This is a genomic window from Mycobacterium sp. IDUB_24 (genome assembly GCF_055419385.1).
The window spans coordinates 483,318-502,388 of record NZ_JBVAXO010000002.1 but is presented as its reverse complement, the minus strand read 5'-3'; the positions used below and the strand labels follow the sequence as shown (position 1 = coordinate 502,388).

The following is a 19,071-nucleotide window of genomic DNA, read 5'->3' as shown; positions in this document are numbered from 1 at the left end:
GGGTCCTTTCACGTGAGCCTGGCCACAGGCTAACAGCAGAAGTAGAACGTGTTCCTGCCCGATACCGATCAATGGGATGCCCGATGATCGGGCAGGTCATGCGCCACCCGGCGGGTGCATCCAAGATCGGATCAGAGATCGGCGATGATCTGCTGTCGTTTGACCGTATACTCGCCTTCGCTGATGGCCCCCGTCGCGCGCAGTGTTTCCAGTTCCTGAAGACGTTGCGCGGTCGAGGGCGCCGGAGGCGCCAGGAAGGGGGCCGACGGTGCAGCTGCAGCAGCCGGCACCGGCCCAGCCGACGCCTCCTGTTGTGCGGTCGCGCGCCGCACCACGGCCTGGACCTGCTCACGCACCGCGGGATTGCCCCGCAGGTCGACCATGTTGTTGATGCCGATGCCGTTGGCCTTGAGGATCTGCAGGATCTCCATCAGCGGGCCGGACTGACCGGTCAGGTCGTAGGACTTGTTCTCCTCGGCGAGCGTGAACGTGGCCGGCATCAGACCGCTGACCAGACTGCTTCTCTCCCAATCGATCCGGTACTCGTTAGTCGTCGGGTCGACGAGTGCGACCAATTTCCGGTTGGTGATCATCGGCAGCCGAGACACCGAAGCGAGCACCCGGTCCTGACTGGCGAACGGCGCGATGCCGGGTCCCGAGATCTGCAGATCCAACTTCACCAGCGGCTGCTCGTTGATGCGGGTGCCGGTCTCGTGGATACCGGTGACCTGGGCCAGCGCCAGTACGCCCACCTGCTCGAGTTTCTCGTTCTGCGCCGCCGACTTCGACCCGGCGGCCGTGATCCCGAGCGCGATCAAGATGTCGATGGCTGTGATCATCAGGCCCATCCAGAACATCCACTTCATCATCGGATCGGCTCCGGAGACGAAGTAGATGACCAGGAAGATCGGGCCGACGATGCCGCACATCAACACGAACGCCTGAATGCGCAGGTACCGCCAGAATGTGGCCATCGCAGGCTCCTGTCGTCGGTTGGGCGCCATCAGATTAGCGCCCAGACCGGCCCAGGTCAGGAGTGGACGACACCATCCGGCGAGCCGCTCGGTGGCACGGTCTGCTGCTGCATCGGCGAGGGGCCCAGCATCCGGTACAACGGCCAGGTCCACCGATACCCACCACTGTTCGAGCGGGCGTAGCTGGTGTGCACGGCGATAGCGGTTGCGGTCACCTCATCGGCATCCGGGTCGGAGTCGCAGACCGCGTCCCCGCGATCACACACGCTGATCGTGCGACTGCCGACTGACGGCAACAGCGGCGCGGGGGCGTGAGCCAGGACCGGCCAGTCCTGCGCGACACCCTTCCTGGTGCTGCTGACCGCCGTGGCCGTACCCAGGTTGACGGTGGGATCGGCAGGCAGGCGGTCACCGTCGGCGACCAACAGTGCGGCAGCTAGATTCGGGCTGCCCGCCAAGGTGGCCAGATTGCGGTGGACCACCATCGCGCCCTGCGAATAGCCGGCCAGCACGACCTCGCTGGACGGGCACTGCTGGGTGAATGCCGCGTACTGACTCCCCAGCGCCGCCACCCCGGCGTCGACACTGCTCATGAAGCCACCCCAGCCCAGCAGATCACCGTCCTCGGGCACCGGTGCAGCCGGGTAGGCCACCGACTCAGCCGTCATCGTCCGACCGTCCTGCTGCACCCACACAGACAAGTCGCGCAAGGAGTTGTAGACCACCCGGCCCATGCCGGCATCTACGGTCGGATCGTCACGCTCACCCGAACCGGCAACGCCGATCCAGTGGATGTCCGGGCATCCCGGCGCCGCCTCTGCCGAGCCTGCCGAAAATCCGACCGCCGTGGCGGCCAGCACGGCCGCCGAAGCCAATGCCCATATCGGTCGCATCATGTTTGTCCCCAACCCGTGTAGCTCACCTATGCAATAAAGATCGGCTCAGCTATCACAGGCGTTACACCAGCAACCCACCAGAAGACGCAAAAGTCCCCCAAACCGAGTGGCTTGGGGGACCTTCGCGTCTGTTCGCGGGGAACTAGATCAATTACTTGTTGATCTTGGTAACCCGGCCGGCGCCGACCGTACGGCCGCCTTCGCGGATCGCGAAGCGCAGGCCCTCGTCCATGGCGACGGGCTGGATCAGCTTGACGGAGATGTCGGTGTTGTCACCGGGCATCACCATCTCGGTGCCCTCGGGCAGGGTCACCACGCCGGTCACGTCCGTGGTACGGAAGTAGAACTGCGGACGGTAGTTGTTGAAGAACGGCGTGTGGCGGCCGCCCTCGTCCTTGGACAGGATGTAGACGCTGCCCTCGAACTCGGTGTGCGGGGTGGTGGTGCCGGGCTTGACCACAACCTGGCCACGCTCGACGTCCTCGCGCTTGATGCCACGAACCAGCAGACCGACGTTGTCGCCCGCCTGACCCTGGTCGAGCAGCTTGCGGAACATCTCCACACCGGTGACGGTGGTCTTGGTCGTGGTCGGCTTGATGCCGACGATCTCGACCTCTTCGTTGACGTTGATCACGCCACGCTCGACGCGACCGGTCACCACGGTGCCACGACCGGTGATGGTGAAGACGTCCTCGACGGGCATCAGGAACGGCTTGTCGGTCTCACGAACCGGATCCGGGATCGACTCGTCGACCGCGTCCATCAGGTCCTCGACCGACTTGACCCACTTCGGGTCACCCTCGAGCGCCTTCAGGGCGGAGACCCGGATAACCGGGGCGTCCTCGTCGAACTCCTGGGCGGCCAGCAGTTCGCGGACCTCCATCTCGACGAGCTCGATGAGCTCCTCGTCGTCCACGGCGTCCGACTTGTTCAGCGCCACCAGGATGTAGGGCACACCCACCTGGCGGGCCAGCAGCACATGCTCGCGAGTCTGCGGCATCGGGCCGTCAGTCGCGGCGACCACCAGGATCGCGCCGTCCATCTGGGCGGCACCGGTGATCATGTTCTTGATGTAGTCGGCGTGACCGGGGGCGTCCACGTGGGCGTAGTGCCGCTTCTCGGTCTGGTACTCCACATGGGAGATGTTGATCGTGATGCCGCGCTGACGCTCTTCAGGCGCATTGTCGATCTGGTCGAATGCGCGCGACTCGTTCAACTCCGGGTACTTGTCGTGCAGAACCTTGGTGATTGCTGCAGTAAGCGTCGTCTTGCCGTGGTCAACGTGACCGATGGTCCCGATGTTGACGTGCGGCTTCGTCCGCTCGAACTTCGCCTTCGCCACTGTGGTGTCCTCCTGGACTTGTTGGTGCTTTTGTTAAAGCAATGATGATGTGTTCAGTTGTGTACCGCGGCAGTTGCCGCGACGAGATTACTGACCCGTCGCCTTCGCGATGATCTCCTTCGCCACGTTCGCCGGAACTTCGGCGTACGAGTCGAACACCATGGAGTAGTTCGCCCGGCCCTGAGTCTTCGACCGAAGGTCGCCGACGTAGCCGAACATCTCCGACAGCGGCACCTGCGCCTTGACGACGCGCGCACCGCTGCGCTCCTCCATGGCCTGGATCTGACCACGGCGGGAGTTCAGGTCGCCGATCACGTCACCCATGTAATCCTCGGGTGTCGTGACCTCGACGGCCATGATGGGCTCCAGGATGACCGGCTGAGCCGCCTGGGCGGCCTTCTTCAGCACCTGCGAACCCGCCACCTTGAACGCCATTTCCGAGGAGTCGACCTCGTGGTAGGCGCCATCGAGCAGCGTCACCTTGATGTTCACCAGCGGGTAGCCGGCCAACACGCCGTACTGCATGGCGTCCTGCGCACCGGCATCCACCGACGGGATGTACTCGCGCGGGATGCGGCCACCGGTGACCTTGTTCGCGAACTCGTAGGTGGCACCGTCCTCGCCGGTGAACGGCTCGAGGTCGATGAGCACCTTCGCGAACTGGCCGGAACCACCCGTCTGCTTCTTGTGGGTGAACTCGACCTTCTCCACCTTGCGGCGGATGGTCTCGCGGTAGGCCACCTGGGGCTTACCGACGTTGGCCTCAACCTTGAATTCGCGACGCATGCGGTCCACCAGGATGTCCAGGTGCAGCTCGCCCATACCGCCGATGACGGTCTGGCCGGTCTCCTGGTCCAGGTGCACCTTGAAGGTCGGGTCCTCTTCGGCGAGCTTCTGGATCGCGGTGCCCAGCTTCTCCTGGTCACTCTTGGTCTTGGGCTCGATGGCCACCTCGATCACCGGATCGGGGAAGGTCATTGACTCAAGCACGACCTGGTTCTGCGGATCGCAAAGGGTGTCACCGGTGGTGGTGTCCTTCAGACCGATCACGGCGTAGATGTGACCGGCGGAGGCCGACTCGACCGGGTTCTCCTTGTTGGCGTGCATCTGGAACAGCTTGCCCAGCCGCTCCTTCTTGCCCTTGGTGGCGTTGATGACCTGCGCACCGGACTCAACCTTGCCCGAGTACACCCGGACGTAGGTGAGCTTGCCGAAGAAGGGGTGCACGGCAATCTTGAACGCCAGCGCTGCGAACGGCTCGTCGGTCGACGGCTTGCGCAGGATCTCTTCGTCCTCCTTGCCGGGGACGTGGCCCTTGACGGACTCGACATCCAGCGGCGAGGGGAGGTAGTCGATCACGGCGTCCAGCATCGGCTGCACACCCTTGTTCTTGAACGCGCTGCCACACAGCACCGGGTACAGCTCGCTGTTGACGGTCAGCTTGCGGATCGCGCCCTTGATCTCCTCGATGGTGAGATCCTCGCCGCCGAAGTACTTCTCCAGAAGCGCCTCGTCGGTCTCGGCGACAGTGTCCATCAGCTCGCTGCGGTACTGCGCAGCCTTCTCGGCCAGATCGGCCGGAATCTCGACGGTCTCGTAGCTCTCACCGAGCTTGGTCTCGCCGCGCCACACCTTGGCGTTCATCTCGACCAGGTCGATGATGCCCTCGAAATCGTTCTCGGCACCGATCGGCAGCTGGATCACCAGCGGCTTGGCACCGAGGCGGTCCTTGATGGTCTGCACGGTGAAGTAGAAGTCCGCGCCGAGCTTGTCCATCTTGTTGACGAAGCAGATCCGGGGCACGTCGTACTTGTCGGCCTGACGCCACACCTGCTCGGACTGGGGCTCAACACCCTCCTTGCCGTCGAAGACGGCAACGGCGCCATCGAGCACACGCAGGCTGCGCTCCACCTCAACGGTGAAGTCGACGTGCCCGGGGGTGTCGATGATGTTGATCTGGTTGTTGTTCCAGAAGCAGGTGACGGCTGCGGAGGTGATGGTGATACCACGCTCCTGCTCCTGCTCCATCCAGTCGGTGGTGGAGGCACCGTCGTGCGTCTCACCGATCTTGTAGTTGACGCCGGTGTAATAGAGGATGCGCTCTGTCGTCGTCGTCTTGCCGGCGTCGATGTGCGCCATGATGCCGATGTTGCGGACCTTGTTCAGGTCAGTCAGCACGTCCTGTGCCACGGAAGTCTTCCCAACTTTTCGCTTGCTTGATTAGGTGTTCGATTGCGCGCGTACCGGCACCCGACGCTGGATGCCGGGCGCGGGTATCACCAGCGGTAGTGCGCGAAAGCCCGGTTCGCTTCGGCCATCTTGTGAGTGTCCTCGCGACGCTTCACAGCGGCGCCCAGGCCGTTGCTCGCATCCAGGATCTCGTTGGCGAGGCGCTCGATCATGGTCTTCTCACGACGGGCCTTGGAGAAGCTGACCAGCCAACGCAGGGCCAGGGTGGTGGAGCGATCGGGGCGAACCTCGACCGGAACCTGGTAGGTGGCACCACCGACGCGGCGGCTACGCACCTCGAGGGCGGGCTTGACGTTGTCGAGCGCGCGCTTGAGAGTGACGACCGGATCGGTGCCGGTCTTGTCGCGAGCCTGCTCCAGCGCACCGTAGACAATGCGCTCGGCCAGTGACTTCTTGCCGTCCAGCAGAACCTTGTTGACCAGCTGGGTGACCAGCTGCGAGCCGTAGACCGGATCGTTGACCAACGGACGCTTCGGCGCGGGACCCTTGCGCGGCATCAGCTCTTCTCCTTCTTGGCGCCGTAGCGGCTACGGGCCTGCTTGCGGTTCTTGACGCCCTGGGTGTCCAGCGACCCGCGGATGATCTTGTAACGAACACCCGGAAGGTCCTTCACACGACCGCCACGCACCAGCACCATCGAGTGCTCCTGCAGGTTGTGACCCTCACCGGGGATGTAGGCGGTGACCTCAACCCCACTGGTCAGCTTGACGCGCGCGACCTTGCGAAGCGCCGAGTTCGGCTTCTTCGGGGTGGTGGTGTACACGCGGGTGCACACACCACGGCGCTGCGGGCTGCCCTTGAGGGCCGCGGTCTTGACCTTCGCGACCTTGTCGCGGCGACCCTTGCGGACCAGCTGGTTGATGGTTGGCATGTACCGGCTTTCTCTGTGTTGCTCTTTGCTGTTCTAAGTCTCTGTACTGCAGTTATCCCCCGGCCGCTTACCCCGCGTCCGGGCGTGTCGCACGTGCTTGCACCGGTGGAATTCCGATGCGTGTTAGACATGCAGATTGGCCCGGCGTGCGGGCACGCTTGCGAAACACTCAGCCGCATGCGCCTTCCGGCCAGGCACGATCTACCACGATACCAGGGCTGGCCGCGCCGAACCAAACCCGCTCACGACGACCTATTCCCAGGTCAGACGCTACGCCCCCAGTTGCCCCATACCAGAGGCCAACCGCCGCAGCATATCCGTGAACACCGCATCGGTGTCGATGTCGTCCATCACACCGGTCATTTCCAGCAGTACAAAGCCGTGCAGGGCGGACCAGAACTGCAGGGCGGCGTAGAAGGCATCCTCGCCCTCCAGCCCATAGGAAGTCAGGACCTGGATGACCGGTCCGGCCGCGGCCCGGGTGGCAGCCGAGTACTCCGGATCGTCTCCGCCGAACGGCATCCGGGTGAACGCCGAGTAGCGACCGGGATGGTGGTGGGCGTAGCTGCGGTAGGCACTGGCCATCACCGACACCGCATCGTCACGGGTGCGGCCGGAACCGACGGTGTTGAGCATCTCGATGATGTCGTCGATCACGCGCATGCGGACCGTACGGCGCAGGTCGTCGAGGCTGTCCACGTGGTTGTAGAGCGACGGACCCTTCGTACCGAGCTGGTTGGCCAGCGCATTGATGGTCAACGCGTCCCAGCCCTCACGGTCCAGGAACGTCAATGCCGCGTTGACAATGGCGTCACGGCTGAGCTTGGTGGTGCGCGCCGGCCGAGACTGGGGACGTCGTGCGCCAGCCGCCTGTGGCTCCGGCCGAGCTGACATGTACGCACTGCCTTCGAGTCGATGTGATTGACGCCGCTGTTGGGGTCGCCGTGAAACTGTAGCCCCTCGGACAGTGCAGATCAGTTGACCCGGCCCTGACTGAGCCGGGCGAGTTTCTCGATGACCTGACACAGGTCAGGCAGCGTGGCCGGATTCATCGTCTGGATCGACCAGGTGATGACGTCCTCGCCCTTGGCCACATAGATGCTGCACACATTCGCGTCGGCCGCCCGGAAGCCCTTGTTCCCGTCGATCGACAGTTCGGTCAAGGCGCGCCCGGCCTGGGTCTCCAATGTCCGTTCGGTGTCCATATCACTGCCCCGGTACCACCAAGTGGAGATGCCCATGCCGGCACCGAACGTGCCCAGCACCGAGTTTTCCTGCCAGAAGCACCCATTGTCGCTGACCACGGCCTTGGTGAACATCGACGATCCGGCGGCATCGGCGATATCGGCATCGGTGATGCCGTTGCAGTCCGAGCCGTGGAAGCCGGCGCCAGGGGGGCCGGATTCGGGAGCCGGCGACGTATCCGACGGCCCGCACGCGGTCAGCAACGCCACTGCGGCTGCGAAGCCGGCCAGACACCTCGCGGCGAGGCAGCGGTACGTCACGGTCAGAGTTCCGATTGGAGAGTGGCCGAGAGCAGCTTCTTGGCGTCCTGGCACGGCTCACCTTTGCCCGCCGCGCCGGCACTGCCCGCACCGCGGAACTGCACCCACCAGCTGATGACGCCCGACCCGGCGGAAGCGGTTGCCGAGCAGGCTGCGCCGGTGACATCGCGGCGCGCGAGGAATGCCTGGTGCCGTTCGACTACCGTGTCGGTGATCTCGGCATCACGGCTGCGGGCCACCGCCCGCTCTCGCTGCAGCGACCCCTTCTCGAACCAGGAGAAGATCACGTCGAGCATCGCGAACGGGCCTGCATTGGGCGCCGCGCCGGCCTTACGCGACAACACGTACTGGCAGACCGCCCCGCTGTACGGGCGCACCACGTTGTCGGCGACCAGGATCTCCTGGACCGTGCTGTCGACGAGCAGGCCGCACCGGTCGTCGACGTAGCCGAAACTGCGATCGGGATCGGCGGTATCGGCCGACGCGCGCTGGGCAGCCCCGTCGATGGTGTGCGAACACCCCGCGACGGTCACCACGGCTGTGACTGCCACGGCAGCAGCCCGAACAACACACCGACGCATTGCTGAACACGGTACCCAGCAGCGACACCGCACGCGACCTATCGGCAACCGCCCGTCAAAGTGGCCAACCCGTGCCGTCACCGCGAGGGCGCCACGTACTCTTCTCCCAGCGGATCGGAAGGGGATTCACCGTGAATTGGACAGCTGTGGGCCGGACAGTCACTGCCGGACTGCTCATGTTGCCGCCGGCGCTGACCGTCGGCGCGCCCGGCGCGGCAGCCAAGAACGGTGACACCACCATCACCGGCCAGGGCCTCGAACAAACTTTGGATTGCAACAGCGGCACGCTGATCGTCAACGGAAGTGACAACCGGATCAACGCGATGGGTACCTGTTGGGCGGTGACCGTGCAGGGGTCGTCCAATGTGATCATCGCCGACAACGTCATCAACGACGTCACGGTGTACGGCAACAACCAGACCGTGTTCTTCAAGAACGGTGATCCGATACTCGTCGATCGCGGCCGTGAACTGGGGATGACCAACCAGATCAGTCGCGTCCCCGCCTGACGAAGTCTGAGGAAGAAAGCAGAGGCAGACCCGTGCTCACCCGTTTCCCCCACACCCGCCTGATCCTCGGGATCGGTGCCGCCGCGGCTGCCTTGACCCTGGCGGCCTGTGGATCCGAAAGCTCGGACACCAGCACCCCCAGCGCCACCGCGGGACAGTCCGGGGTCAACGTCGAGGTCGGCAACACCATCAACTACATGTCGGTCGGCACCACGACCGACATCGACTGCGCCGACGGCAAATCCCTCACGGTGGGCGGCACCAACAACACGCTGACCGTCAAGGGCACCTGCGCCAACGTCAACATCGGCGGGTCCGACAACAAGATCACCTTCGAGCGGATCGACAAGGGGCTCACCATCATCGGGCTCAACAACACGGTCAGCTACGCGGCGGGTGACCCGAAGGTCACCAACACCGGCAGCAACAACAAGGTCAGCAAGGGTTAGACGCTCCGGCCTCACAGCCGTTGCCTAGTGCCGACATCTTGAATACGTTCTGCCTGAAGGCATTCTGACGGAAACCGACCTTCTCCAGCACTGCGGATTGTTAGCATCATCCGCTGTGGGGCAGACGGGCGTGAGCCGACCAGCCGGCGCTTTTCCCGACCTCGAGGACATCGAGCAGGAGTGCTGGCAGCGCTTCCTCGATTCGTCGACGCAGCTGTGCCACAACGTGGACCAAACGCTGATGGACGAACACGATCTCGCACTGGTCGATGTCCTGCTGCTCGAATTGCTGACAAAATCAGAAAGCGGATCCGCTCGAATGGGTGACCTCGCCCGGTCCCTGGCGCTGATTCCGAGCCGCGCCACCGCGCGGATCCGTCGCTTGGAATCACGCAGCCTGGTCACCCGCGCGCCCGATCAGCACGACCGGCGGTCGGTGCACGCCACCATCACCCGTGCTGGGCGCACCCGCCTGCAGAACGCGATGCGCAGCTATGCGCGAGCCGTCCGCACGCTGTACCTGGACCAGCTGTCGCGTAATCAGATGACGTCGGTGGGTGATTGTTGCCGACGCATCAACGCGGCCCTTCCGCCGATCCACGGCTGACACGGCTGAATTCATTTTTTACCTGTCGGACACCCCGGAGGGCCGACGGCGCGACTGCGACGAGTCACGAACATCTCATCGCCCGCACCACGAAGTTCAGCGCATCAGGCCAGAGTTGCTACGGACCACAGCCTCCGGGCGCGAACTCCGGCGACTGTCATTCCTGGATCGATAGCCGGCCCAAGCGCCCGGCGATTCCCCTGAACGCCGCTGTACCACCTCCTTACCCTCATTTCCCCCTATTGCCCCGGGTTTGATGAACAAGTTTCAGTTTTCTGCCAACTACTTGCGAATCGAAATGTTTTGACGAGCACAATAGTTTGCTATCAGATCCCACAGGAGTCCGCGAACACGCCGTTTGCCTGAACCTCGAATTGCCGATGTGCGGCGGTCAGCCACGACCACTGGTCAGTTTTGTTCCAATCGACAACTACCCGGGATACCTCGGGTACTTTCACATGCATTCAAAAACACGTAGGAGAAATGGGATCTCAATGCACTTAGCCATGCGATCGACACTGACTGCAGGGATCGCGCTGGCCGGGGCCGGCGCCATCGCGGTAAGTCCGATCAGCCCGGTCACTTCAGCGCTGCCCGACGCCATGGTTGCGACACCTCATGTCTCATCGACGTCGGTCGCACTCACCGCACTCGCCGACGAACTCGAGAACCCATTCGCCGTCGACCCGATCACGGCATGGCTGAACGTCTTCGAGCCTGCCTTCGAGAACGTGGCGCAAATCGGCGGAGAAATGGCCGCCAACCCATTTCCGATACTGCAGCAGGTCATCGCCAATCAAATGGCCAACGGACAGATACTCGCGACCTCGCTCGACGCAGCTGCCATGAGCTACATCCAGTTCTTCACATCGGCTGAGGATTACAGGCTGAAGTACTTCGTCAACCAGGCCGTCGACTATCTCGCGGCGGCCAATGTCGCCGGCGCGGCAAGCGTTCTCAGCAATGTGGTGTTCCGCCTCTTTGCTTTTGCCAACCCCCTGATCAACATCATGCAGATCCCCTTGGGGATGGGCCGGAACCTCCTGAACGCCCTGTCTACGGTGCCAGATCTGCTGATGCCCCTGGGCCTCGGCGTGCTGAATCCGGTGGAGGGCGTGATCAATGTGTTGGGCGACAGTGCCCAAAACGTTCTCGACGCCGCCGAGGCCGGCGATCCGGCCGCGGCCCTCAATGCGCTCGTCAACACTCCCGCCGTACTCACCGGCGCTGTGCTGAACGGGTACTACAACGGTATCGCGGCAGGCACATCCGGCCTGCTCAGCGCGGCAGATGCGGTGTTCAACCGCGGCCTGGTCGAGAGCCTCCTGGTGACCTTGCCGCAGACGATCGCGACCGCCATCGGCTGGCAAAAGCCGAGCCTTCCTGAGGTTCCAGCGACCGCCGAGGTGGACGAGCCGACCACACCAACCGATGTGACGGCCGACGTAGCCGCGGACACACCGACGGTCAACAGGAAGGCTTTGGCCGCAACTCGAGCGCTGGGCGATCCTGCTGCCGACTTCACCCGCGCCGTCGACCGCATCGCGGACTCCACCGCCGCAGCAGTCAAGACGGTCACACTGTCCGTCACACCGCAGCGAACGGCCGTGGACACCGAAACGGTAGGCACCCCAACCGGTGCCGAGGCCGAAGCCGAGCCGGCCGAAACGTCGGCCGCAACGGACACCTCAGACGCGAAGAACACTCGGACAGAACGGAATACCAGCAGATCGGCCAAGCGGGTGGTCGGGACGGTAAAGAACGTGGCGAAGGCGCAACGCGACACGGCCAAGCACGGAGCCAAGGCACGCAGCGGCGGCGCCAAGCACCGCGCCGGTGGGGACCACAGCGGGTAACCTCTGGCCCGCGCAGCAGCGCGAACGGCGCTCGGTTGGGACATCCCACCGAGCGCCGTGCCTGCGGCCGGCGCGGCTTACGCGCCCGCGCCGTGCCGGCCGGCTCCCCCGGCGAACCGTCCCGCTCCGTGGGCGGCTTCTTCTTTGACGCGCTCGATGCTGGTGAATTCGAATTCCATTGCCGTCTGCTCGGATTCGCCCCACTGGTGCAGTGCCGAGAGGCGGTCGGCCCGCAGACATTGCTGAGGCAGCCGCGAAAGCTCGGCAGCCAGTTGCTCGGCATGTTCGCGAGCTTGCCCGTTGGGCACCACCCGGTTGGCCAGGCCGATCGCGTGGGCTTCGGCGGCGTCGACGGCGCGCCCGGTCAGGATGAGGTCCATGGCGCGGCTCTGCCCGATCAGCCGGGGCAACCGGACGGTGCCCCCGTCGACCAGGGGCACTCCCCACCGGCGGCAGAACACGCCCAGCACGGCGTCCTCCTCGACCACCCGCAGGTCACACCACAGCGCCAGTTCCAAACCGCCGGCCACCGCGTGGCCACTGATCGCGGCGATCACCGGCTTGGACAACACCATTCGGCTCGGACCCATCGGCCCGGGCCCGGCGTGGTCCAGCCGGTTCATCTCGGGCGTACCGAACGCCTTGAGATCGGCACCGGCGCAGAAGGTGCCACCGGCACCGGTCAGCACCGCGACCGCCGCGTCATCGTCCGCGTCGAATGCCTCGAACGCGGCGAACAGGGCCGCGGCGGTGGGCCCGTCCACCGCATTACGGGCGTGCGGGCGGTCGATGATGACCGTGGTCACCGCACCGTTGCGTTCAACCCGGACAGCTTCGGTCACGTTGCCTCCATAAGTTTGTCACCGTCGCGGGACGCGACGTAGTCAGCACCGTCGCGGGACGCGACGTGATCAGTACCGTCGCGGGACGCGACGTAGTCAGCACCGTCGCGCCGGTCGACGAGTTCGGCGGCGAAGTCGTTGTAGGCCTTACGCAAATCAGCACCCGGCCAACTGCGCGGCTGCAGCTCGTCGGGCAGCACCGGGTCCGAGAGAAGATGACGCACGATGCCCGCGGCCGCGACGAACCGCCCCGGGATGTCGGCCGCGTCGGCCATCTCGTCCAACAACTGTTCGCCGGTGCGCTGCCAGCCGGGCAGGTCCCACAGCGTGGTGGACAGACCGGCCGGATCCTCGTCCCTGGCGCGCAGAACCCGCACCCGGTCGGTGATCTCCGGCGGCAACGTTTGGTCGAGATTGTCCGGGCGCATCCACACGCCCTCACGCAGTTCACCGAACCGGTACTGCTGCAGGGCATTCCGGAGCGAGGCCCGGGTGCGGGCGTCAGTACCGACGCTGGTGATGACCAGCGTCAGCCATTGACCGTCATACTCACGCAACTGCGGATCGATCGCGCGGTCCTGTCGGCGCTGACGGGTCAACAACCGGTCCGACAACCGGTAGCCGTCCTCCGAACGAACCAAGTCACCGGCACTGACCATGCGAGTCAGCGCCACCCGCAACGTCGGTTCCTTGATGTCGAAATCGGCTGTCAGCCTGATCAGCTCGGCAGCGCTCGCCCAAGCCGGATGGGCGCCGAGCAGCACGCTCAACACCACCGAGCGGGCCGCCATCCGTTTGAGCACGACCATCTCAGACGCCGGAAGACCTGCGCCCGGAGTCACCCATCGGCTCGTCGCGGTGGCGCACCGCTTCGCGGAAGCCGTGTTCAACCGCGTCGGCGACGAAGGCGTGGCCCTCGGGGGTGTGCCGGGCGATACCGTCGAACACGGTGCTGACCATCCGACTGGTCGCCACACCCTGCTGCAGCAACGCGGAATTGCAGGCCAGCTTGGCCATGATGAGCTGGTTGACGGGCATGGCGGCGATGCGCGCGACGAGGCGTTCGGTGCGATCGTCCAAATCCTCGGGTTCGGGCGCCTCGACGGCCAGACCCCATTCGGCGGCCTGCGCGCCGGTGATGCAATCCCCGGTGAACAGAAGACGTTTGGCACGTTGGTCGCCCAGCCGGTGCGCCCACAGGCCGGCCGCCGGAACGCCCCACACCCGCATCGGCGGGTAGCCGATCTTGGCGTCGGCGGCAGCGATCACCTGGTCGGCGTGCAGCGCGATATCGGTGCCGCCGGCCACACAGTAACCGTGGATCTTGACCACGGTCGGCTTGTCGGCATGCATCAGGCTGGAAAAGCCGCGCACGAACCGGCTCATCATTTGGTAGTCCACCATCGGATCCCACGGTTGGTCCGGGAGATGGTTCACCGCTTGGGTTTTCCCGGACAGCACCGTCCCGTCGTAGCGGCCTCCCCCGGCCTCGCCCGTGCCGTCGGCGTAGGCGGACAGGTCGAATCCCGCACAGAACCCCTGCCCGCGGCCGGACACCAGGATCACGTGAACTCCTGCGTCCAGGTCCGCACGCTCGACCAGAGCCTGCAGCTCCAATGGGGTGTCGGCGACTATCGAGTTGCCTTTTTCGGGACGGTTGAACGTGATTCGCGCTATCCGGTCGGTGACCTCGTAGGTCATCGTCTTGAGCGTTTCAACGCTCATGCGCTCACCTCCCACCGCGAGCAGACACAAACTCGCACAAAATGACCCTGAATTGTGCGAGTTTGTGTCTGCTCGGCGAAAGAAATCATCCCTTGACCAGCGCCCGCTCGAGGATCGGAGCCAGGTCCAGCCCCGTCGGCAGCGTGCCGAAGGCCTGGCCCCACTGCCCGCCGAGCCGGCTGGCCAGGAACGCCTCGGCGACCGCCGGGTGGCCATGACGCACCAGCAGTGCGCCCTGCAGGGCCAGCGAGATGTCCTCGGCGACCTTGCGACCGCGGTACTGGATGGTCTCCATGTCCTGAAGGTCGGTCTGCAGCGTGGCGACGTGGCGGTCCAGTCGGGGATCCTGCCCCGCGGTCTTGGACAGCTCGTCGAAGAGCACCTCGACGCTCTCGGGCCGGGTTGCCATGGCGCGCAAGGTATCCAGCGCGCTGACGTTGCCCGAGCCTTCCCAGATGCCCATCAGCGGGGCCTCGCGGTACAGCCGGGGCATACCGGATTCCTCGACGTAGCCGTTGCCGCCCAGGCATTCCATGGCCTCGGCGGCGTGCGGGGTGGCCCGCTTGCACACCCAGTACTTGCCGGCGGCCAGACCGATGCGGCGCAGCAGCGACTCGCGCTCGTCGCCGCGCACGGCCTTGTCGGTGGCGCCGGCCATCCGCATCGCCAGCATGGTCGCCGCCTCGGCCTCCACGGCAAGGTCAGCGAGCACGTTGCGCATCAACGGCTGATCGATCAGGTAGGCGCCGAACGCCTTTCGGTGCTGAGCATGGTGCACGGCGCGGCTCAGACCGCTTCGCATGCTGGTCGCACTGCCCAGCGTGCAGTCCAGCCGGGTGAGGTTGACCATCTCGATGATGGTCGGGACTCCGCGGCCCTCCTCGCCGACCAGCCAGGCCGTGGCGCCGTCGTACTCGACCTCGCTGGAGGCGTTGGCGTGGTTGCCGAGCTTATCCTTGAGCCGCTGCAGAAACATCCGGTTGCGGCTGCCGTCGGGCAGGATGCGCGGCAGGAAGAAACAGCTCAACCCGCCGGGCGCCTGGGCGAGCACCAGGAAGATGTCACCCATCGGGGCCGAGGTGAACCACTTGTGGCCGCGCAGCGAGTAGGTGCCGTCGCCGTTGGGGGTGGCCTCGGTGGTGCCGGCGCGCACGTCGGAGCCACCCTGTTTCTCGGTCATCGACATTCCCGCCGTGATACCGGCTTTCGTCGTAGCGAGCGTGAGTTCCGGGTCATACACCCGGCTGGTCAGTAGCGGCTCGTAGATCGCGGCCAGCTCCGGGTTGAACCGCAACGCAGGCACCACGGCGTAGGTCATCGAGATCGGGCAGACATGCCCGGGTTCAACGGTCCACACCGAGGTCTTGGCGGCACGCACCACATGCGAGCCCGCCCGGTCGTCGGCCCATGGGGCAGCGTGCAGGCCGTGGGTGACGGCCACATTCATCAGCTCGTGGTAGGCCGGGTCATATTCGACCTCGTCGATCCGGTTCCCGTAGCGGTCGTGGGTGTGCAGCACCGGCTGGTTGCGGTCGGCCAGCTCGCCCCAGCGCTGAGCCTTGGCGCTGCCGTTGATCGCGCCGAGTTCGTGGACCTCGTCGATACCCCACTCCCCGCCTTCGCGGATCAGTGCCTCGGCGAGCACCGGGGACGTGGCGGGGTTGTAGTCCTCCAACGCTGGGACCTGATTGGTGACGACATGCGTATCAGCCATGCGCCCAGTGTTACAAATTTTCGACAGCCGCACAATAGTTGTAATGCGATCCCCGCGAGGTCGGCTCAGGCCGGGTCCAGTTCGGCCACCGGAGTCGACAGGTCGTCGCAGTCGCGGGGCCGTTCGTCGGTCTCAGCGGACCGTGCCGACCGCCGCGCGTCAAAGCGATGCAGCACGAGCAGCACCACGGCCGCCAATGCCCAGCCGAGCAGGATGTCGACCACATAGTGCTCAGCGGTGTACACCAGCGTGAAGGCCATGATCAGCGGATAGGCCACCAACAGCGGTCGCCAGCCACCGTTCACGCGGTTCCACAAGAAGACGGCGACGGCAGCGGTCAGACCGGCGTGCAGGGACGGGATGGCCGCGACCAGGTTCACGCTGGCCTGTCCCTGGTCGATCAATGCCGTCGCGGTGTGCAGATTGAGCTTGCCCCAGCCGCGGGTGACGATCCGTTCGATCCACTCGTGCGCGCCATCACGACTGCCCTGCATGGTGCCGAGCAGTCCCCCGTCGACGGCTTCACGCGCCGAACGGAACATGCACCCGGGCCCGGACGGGCCGCCGTCGACGTCATCGGCATCGCAGCGCGCCGCCGCCCACGGCGGCGCGGCCGGCAGCAGCGCGTAGATGGCCAGGGCCGCGAACGAGAGTCCGACGAACAGGCGCACGAACCGCTTCCACTCCTCGCGGTCACGCAGCCACAGCACCCCGGCAACGACGTAGGGGAGGATGAAAAACGACATGTAGACCGTGCTGATCACGACTTCCCACCACGGCGGGTGCACCAGCTTCAACTGTTCCTGCAGCCACACCGTGGGCACCGTGCCGAAGAACATCCACCGATCCGCGTCGACCTGCCAGTGCCATAACGTCGGCCGGCCGACCAGGGTGGCCGCCCCGCGGCTCAGGTCGTAAGCGGCCAGCACCAGGGCGAACGGCAACCAATCGCGGATGACGTAGAGCATCCGTCGCCCCTGCCCGATGCTGGCGGCGAGCAGCCCGGTCGCGATGTAGAGCAGCAACAATTCCCGGTTGAACGCGAAGCCGTCCGTGGCGGTGCGGTAGATGACCACCGCAGCCCACACCGCGATCACGCTGTACCGCAGAAGGCGCAGCCGACGAGCACGAGTGGTAGCACCCCATTGCGCGGGAGCTTCTTCGGTTACCGAGTCATCAACCGCGGTCACAGAGGTGACGTTAGTTCACCGTTACGTCATGGCGTCGTTGAAAGCGGTTCATATCGCCGAACGTGTCAGCCGGCGTGCTCGCGAAGGAACGCGATGTCGTCCTTGCGCCCCGCTTCGGACGTCTCACAGATCACTGGCGCATCGGCCGCCTTGACCACCGCGGCCAGCAACTGCGGATCGATCTGCCCGGCACCGAAATTGGCGTGGCGATCGGCGCCCGAGCCGGCGGCGTCGCGCGAATCGTTGCAGTGCACCAGGTCGATCCGCCCAGTGATGGCCTTGATGCGCTCGACCGCGTCGATCAACCCCTCCCCCGCCGCCCACGCATGGCAGGTGTCGAGGCAGAAACCAATTCCCTTGTCGCCAATGTGATCCCACAGCCGGGCAATCGTGTCGAAATGCCGCGCCATGGCGTGATCGCCGCCCGCGGTGTTCTCCAGGTACACCGGCACATCGGTCTTCAGATAGTCGAGCGCCTTCACCCAGCGCTCGAACCCGGCGTCCATGTCGTTGTCGTCGGCATGGCCGCCGTGAACGATCACCGCGGTGGCGCCGATCTCGGCGGCGGCGTCGCACGTGTCCTGCAAGATCTTGCGGGACGGGATCCGCACCCGGTTGTTGGCCGAGGCCACGTTGATCAGATACGGCGCGTGCACGTACAGCGGCACCGTCGACGCCTTGAGCACGTCGGCATCCTCACGCGGTTTGGGCTTCTTCCAACTCTGCGGGTTCCCGAGGAAGAACTGCACCACATCGGCGCCGTCGGCAGCCGCCGCGGCCAAGGGGTCGGTGTTGTCTACATGTGAACCGATCAGCACGCCGCCAAGTCTAGTGAGGCGCGGTGACACTCTCTCCGCCGAGCAGACGCAAATGTCCCAAATCACGCGGCGTTTCGGGGACATTTGTGTCTGCTCAGCTGGCTAACGAGCGCCGCTCCAAGTGGCGATACATCCGCGCAACGAGTTCCGTCGGGTAGCGGCGAACATCGTCGACGACTAGCGGAATCGACATCCAACCGCACTCCTGCAGCCTTGCCGTCTTGGTGCGATCGTGCCTGAGCGCCTCAGGACTCGCGTGCCAATCCATACTTTCGTATTCGGCGACCACATTCGCGTCTGGCCAGGCAAAGTCCACCCGCCAGCGCTTGCCTTGGAGATCGACAATCTCGTACTGCAGTTCCGGCGTTGGTAATCCGCCATCGATGAAAACCAGCCGCGCTTCGCTCTCCATCGGCGACTCTGCCCGCGCGTCCGCATACTCGATCAACTCACGAACCTTGACGATGCCACGTCGACCCTTCTGTTCTCTGATCGCGACGTCCAGCTCGGCAGCGGTGCACGCCTGGCAATGCAACGCGGCATCCAACGTCGCGAGCGCTCGCGGGCGCCGGAGTGTGCGAGCGATCTCGACGGCAGTCCACGCGGGTGCCGTCGCCAGCCGACCGCGAACCCGGCGCAACGGTGCCCCGACCCGTTGATGCACCATCAGGCCGCAGGCAGGGCGCATCCGCACGCCCGGGTCGAGAACGTGGATCCGGCGATCACCCTCGGTGTCGAACCCAAACAGCGCAGCGGCAGTGTTCATGCAGGCCACCAGCGGCATGCCGGCATGGAGGTCGAGCGCAGCGAGTTGGACGGCTGTGTCGGGCGGACTCAATGCATAGACACCGTGCCGAACACGAATGATCGCTCCTGCCCGCATGTGTGACGCGAGCGCCTTTCGGGACATCACCGCCATCAGCTGTTGATGTGTTGCCACAC

The 19,071-nt window shown here is 65.1% G+C and carries 20 protein-coding genes; 4 read left to right on the top strand and 16 right to left on the bottom strand.

Annotation, left to right across the window (positions count from 1 at the left end; genetic code table 11):
• Nucleotides 1–131 precede the first annotated feature (131 nt).
• The 9 genes from ACZYZF_RS10015 to ACZYZF_RS09975 all read right to left on the bottom strand — a co-directional run bounded on the left by ACZYZF_RS10015 (nt 132) and on the right by ACZYZF_RS09975 (nt 8,419).
• Entirely contained in the window at nt 132–974 is an 843-nt protein-coding gene (locus tag ACZYZF_RS10015; protein ID WP_463835525.1) for an SHOCT domain-containing protein, read from the bottom strand.
• A gap of 56 nt (nt 975–1,030) precedes the next feature.
• On the bottom strand, nt 1,031–1,870 hold the full coding sequence (locus tag ACZYZF_RS10010; RefSeq protein ID WP_463835523.1) for a cutinase family protein: 840 nt from the start codon (nt 1,868–1,870) through the stop codon (nt 1,031–1,033).
• A 151-nt stretch (nt 1,871–2,021) separates the two neighbouring features.
• Nucleotides 2,022–3,212 carry an elongation factor Tu gene (gene tuf, locus ACZYZF_RS10005; protein WP_463745032.1) on the bottom strand — a complete coding sequence of 397 codons (1,191 nt, stop codon included), beginning with the start codon at nt 3,210–3,212 and terminating at the stop codon, nt 2,022–2,024.
• A gap of 87 nt (nt 3,213–3,299) precedes the next feature.
• Nucleotides 3,300–5,402, bottom strand: a complete 2,103-nt coding sequence (gene fusA / locus ACZYZF_RS10000) for an elongation factor G (RefSeq protein WP_463745033.1) — start codon at nt 5,400–5,402, stop codon at nt 3,300–3,302.
• Nucleotides 5,403–5,488: 86 nt separating this feature from the next.
• A complete protein-coding gene (rpsG, locus tag ACZYZF_RS09995; protein WP_003881868.1) occupies nt 5,489–5,959 on the bottom strand; it encodes a 30S ribosomal protein S7 in 471 nt (156 codons plus the stop codon).
• Entirely contained in the window at nt 5,959–6,333 is a 375-nt protein-coding gene (gene rpsL, locus ACZYZF_RS09990; protein WP_003881867.1) for a 30S ribosomal protein S12, read from the bottom strand. Before rpsL ends, rpsG begins: the two co-directional genes overlap by 1 nt.
• A 270-nt stretch (nt 6,334–6,603) precedes the next feature.
• Nucleotides 6,604–7,227 carry a TetR/AcrR family transcriptional regulator gene (locus ACZYZF_RS09985; RefSeq protein ID WP_463745034.1) on the bottom strand — a complete coding sequence of 208 codons (624 nt, stop codon included), beginning with the start codon at nt 7,225–7,227 and terminating at the stop codon, nt 6,604–6,606.
• 80 nt (nt 7,228–7,307) lie between these two features.
• On the bottom strand, nt 7,308–7,838 hold the full coding sequence (locus ACZYZF_RS09980; protein ID WP_463745035.1) for a DUF3558 domain-containing protein: 531 nt from the start codon (nt 7,836–7,838) through the stop codon (nt 7,308–7,310).
• Between the two features lie 2 nt (nt 7,839–7,840).
• Complete coding sequence (locus tag ACZYZF_RS09975; protein ID WP_463745036.1) at nt 7,841–8,419, bottom strand: DUF3558 domain-containing protein; 579 nt, start codon at nt 8,417–8,419, stop codon at nt 7,841–7,843.
• A 176-nt stretch (nt 8,420–8,595) separates the two neighbouring features.
• On the opposite strand from ACZYZF_RS09975, the gene ACZYZF_RS09970 reads away from it, so the two are divergent.
• The 4 genes from ACZYZF_RS09970 to ACZYZF_RS09955 all read left to right on the top strand — a co-directional run bounded on the left by ACZYZF_RS09970 (nt 8,596) and on the right by ACZYZF_RS09955 (nt 11,840).
• Nucleotides 8,596–8,928 (top strand): DUF3060 domain-containing protein, encoded by a 333-nt coding sequence (locus tag ACZYZF_RS09970; protein WP_463745304.1) that lies wholly within the window; start codon nt 8,596–8,598, stop codon nt 8,926–8,928.
• Between the two features lie 32 nt (nt 8,929–8,960).
• Nucleotides 8,961–9,377 (top strand): DUF3060 domain-containing protein, encoded by a 417-nt coding sequence (locus ACZYZF_RS09965; protein WP_463745037.1) that lies wholly within the window; start codon nt 8,961–8,963, stop codon nt 9,375–9,377.
• Between the two features lie 130 nt (nt 9,378–9,507).
• On the top strand, nt 9,508–9,984 hold the full coding sequence (locus tag ACZYZF_RS09960) for a MarR family winged helix-turn-helix transcriptional regulator (protein WP_463745038.1): 477 nt from the start codon (nt 9,508–9,510) through the stop codon (nt 9,982–9,984).
• Nucleotides 9,985–10,364: 380 nt separating this feature from the next.
• Complete coding sequence (locus ACZYZF_RS09955) at nt 10,365–11,840, top strand: hypothetical protein (protein WP_463835521.1); 1,476 nt, start codon at nt 10,365–10,367, stop codon at nt 11,838–11,840.
• 77 nt (nt 11,841–11,917) lie between these two features.
• Here ACZYZF_RS09955 and ACZYZF_RS09950 read toward each other — a convergent pair whose 3' ends face one another.
• From ACZYZF_RS09950 to ACZYZF_RS09920, 7 genes are all read right to left on the bottom strand, one after another.
• A complete protein-coding gene (locus ACZYZF_RS09950; protein WP_463745040.1) occupies nt 11,918–12,682 on the bottom strand; it encodes a crotonase/enoyl-CoA hydratase family protein in 765 nt (254 codons plus the stop codon).
• The gene (locus ACZYZF_RS09945; RefSeq protein WP_463835520.1) at nt 12,679–13,491 is read right to left on the bottom strand and encodes a PaaX family transcriptional regulator C-terminal domain-containing protein; all 813 of its coding nucleotides are present in this window, start codon (nt 13,489–13,491) and stop codon (nt 12,679–12,681) included. Before ACZYZF_RS09945 ends, ACZYZF_RS09950 begins: the two co-directional genes overlap by 4 nt.
• A gap of 1 nt (nt 13,492) precedes the next feature.
• Nucleotides 13,493–14,407 (bottom strand): crotonase/enoyl-CoA hydratase family protein, encoded by a 915-nt coding sequence (locus tag ACZYZF_RS09940; protein ID WP_463835519.1) that lies wholly within the window; start codon nt 14,405–14,407, stop codon nt 13,493–13,495.
• Between the two features lie 85 nt (nt 14,408–14,492).
• Nucleotides 14,493–16,121 (bottom strand): acyl-CoA dehydrogenase family protein, encoded by a 1,629-nt coding sequence (locus ACZYZF_RS09935; protein WP_463835518.1) that lies wholly within the window; start codon nt 16,119–16,121, stop codon nt 14,493–14,495.
• 65 nt (nt 16,122–16,186) lie between these two features.
• Complete coding sequence (locus tag ACZYZF_RS09930; RefSeq protein WP_463835517.1) at nt 16,187–17,311, bottom strand: phosphatase PAP2 family protein; 1,125 nt, start codon at nt 17,309–17,311, stop codon at nt 16,187–16,189.
• 65 nt (nt 17,312–17,376) lie between these two features.
• Nucleotides 17,377–18,129, bottom strand: coding sequence for a deoxyribonuclease IV (locus ACZYZF_RS09925; RefSeq protein WP_463835515.1), 753 nt, complete (start codon nt 18,127–18,129; stop codon nt 17,377–17,379).
• Between the two features lie 94 nt (nt 18,130–18,223).
• Nucleotides 18,224–19,048 (bottom strand): hypothetical protein, encoded by an 825-nt coding sequence (locus tag ACZYZF_RS09920; RefSeq protein ID WP_463835868.1) that lies wholly within the window; start codon nt 19,046–19,048, stop codon nt 18,224–18,226.
• Between the last annotated feature and the right edge of the window lie 23 nt (nt 19,049–19,071).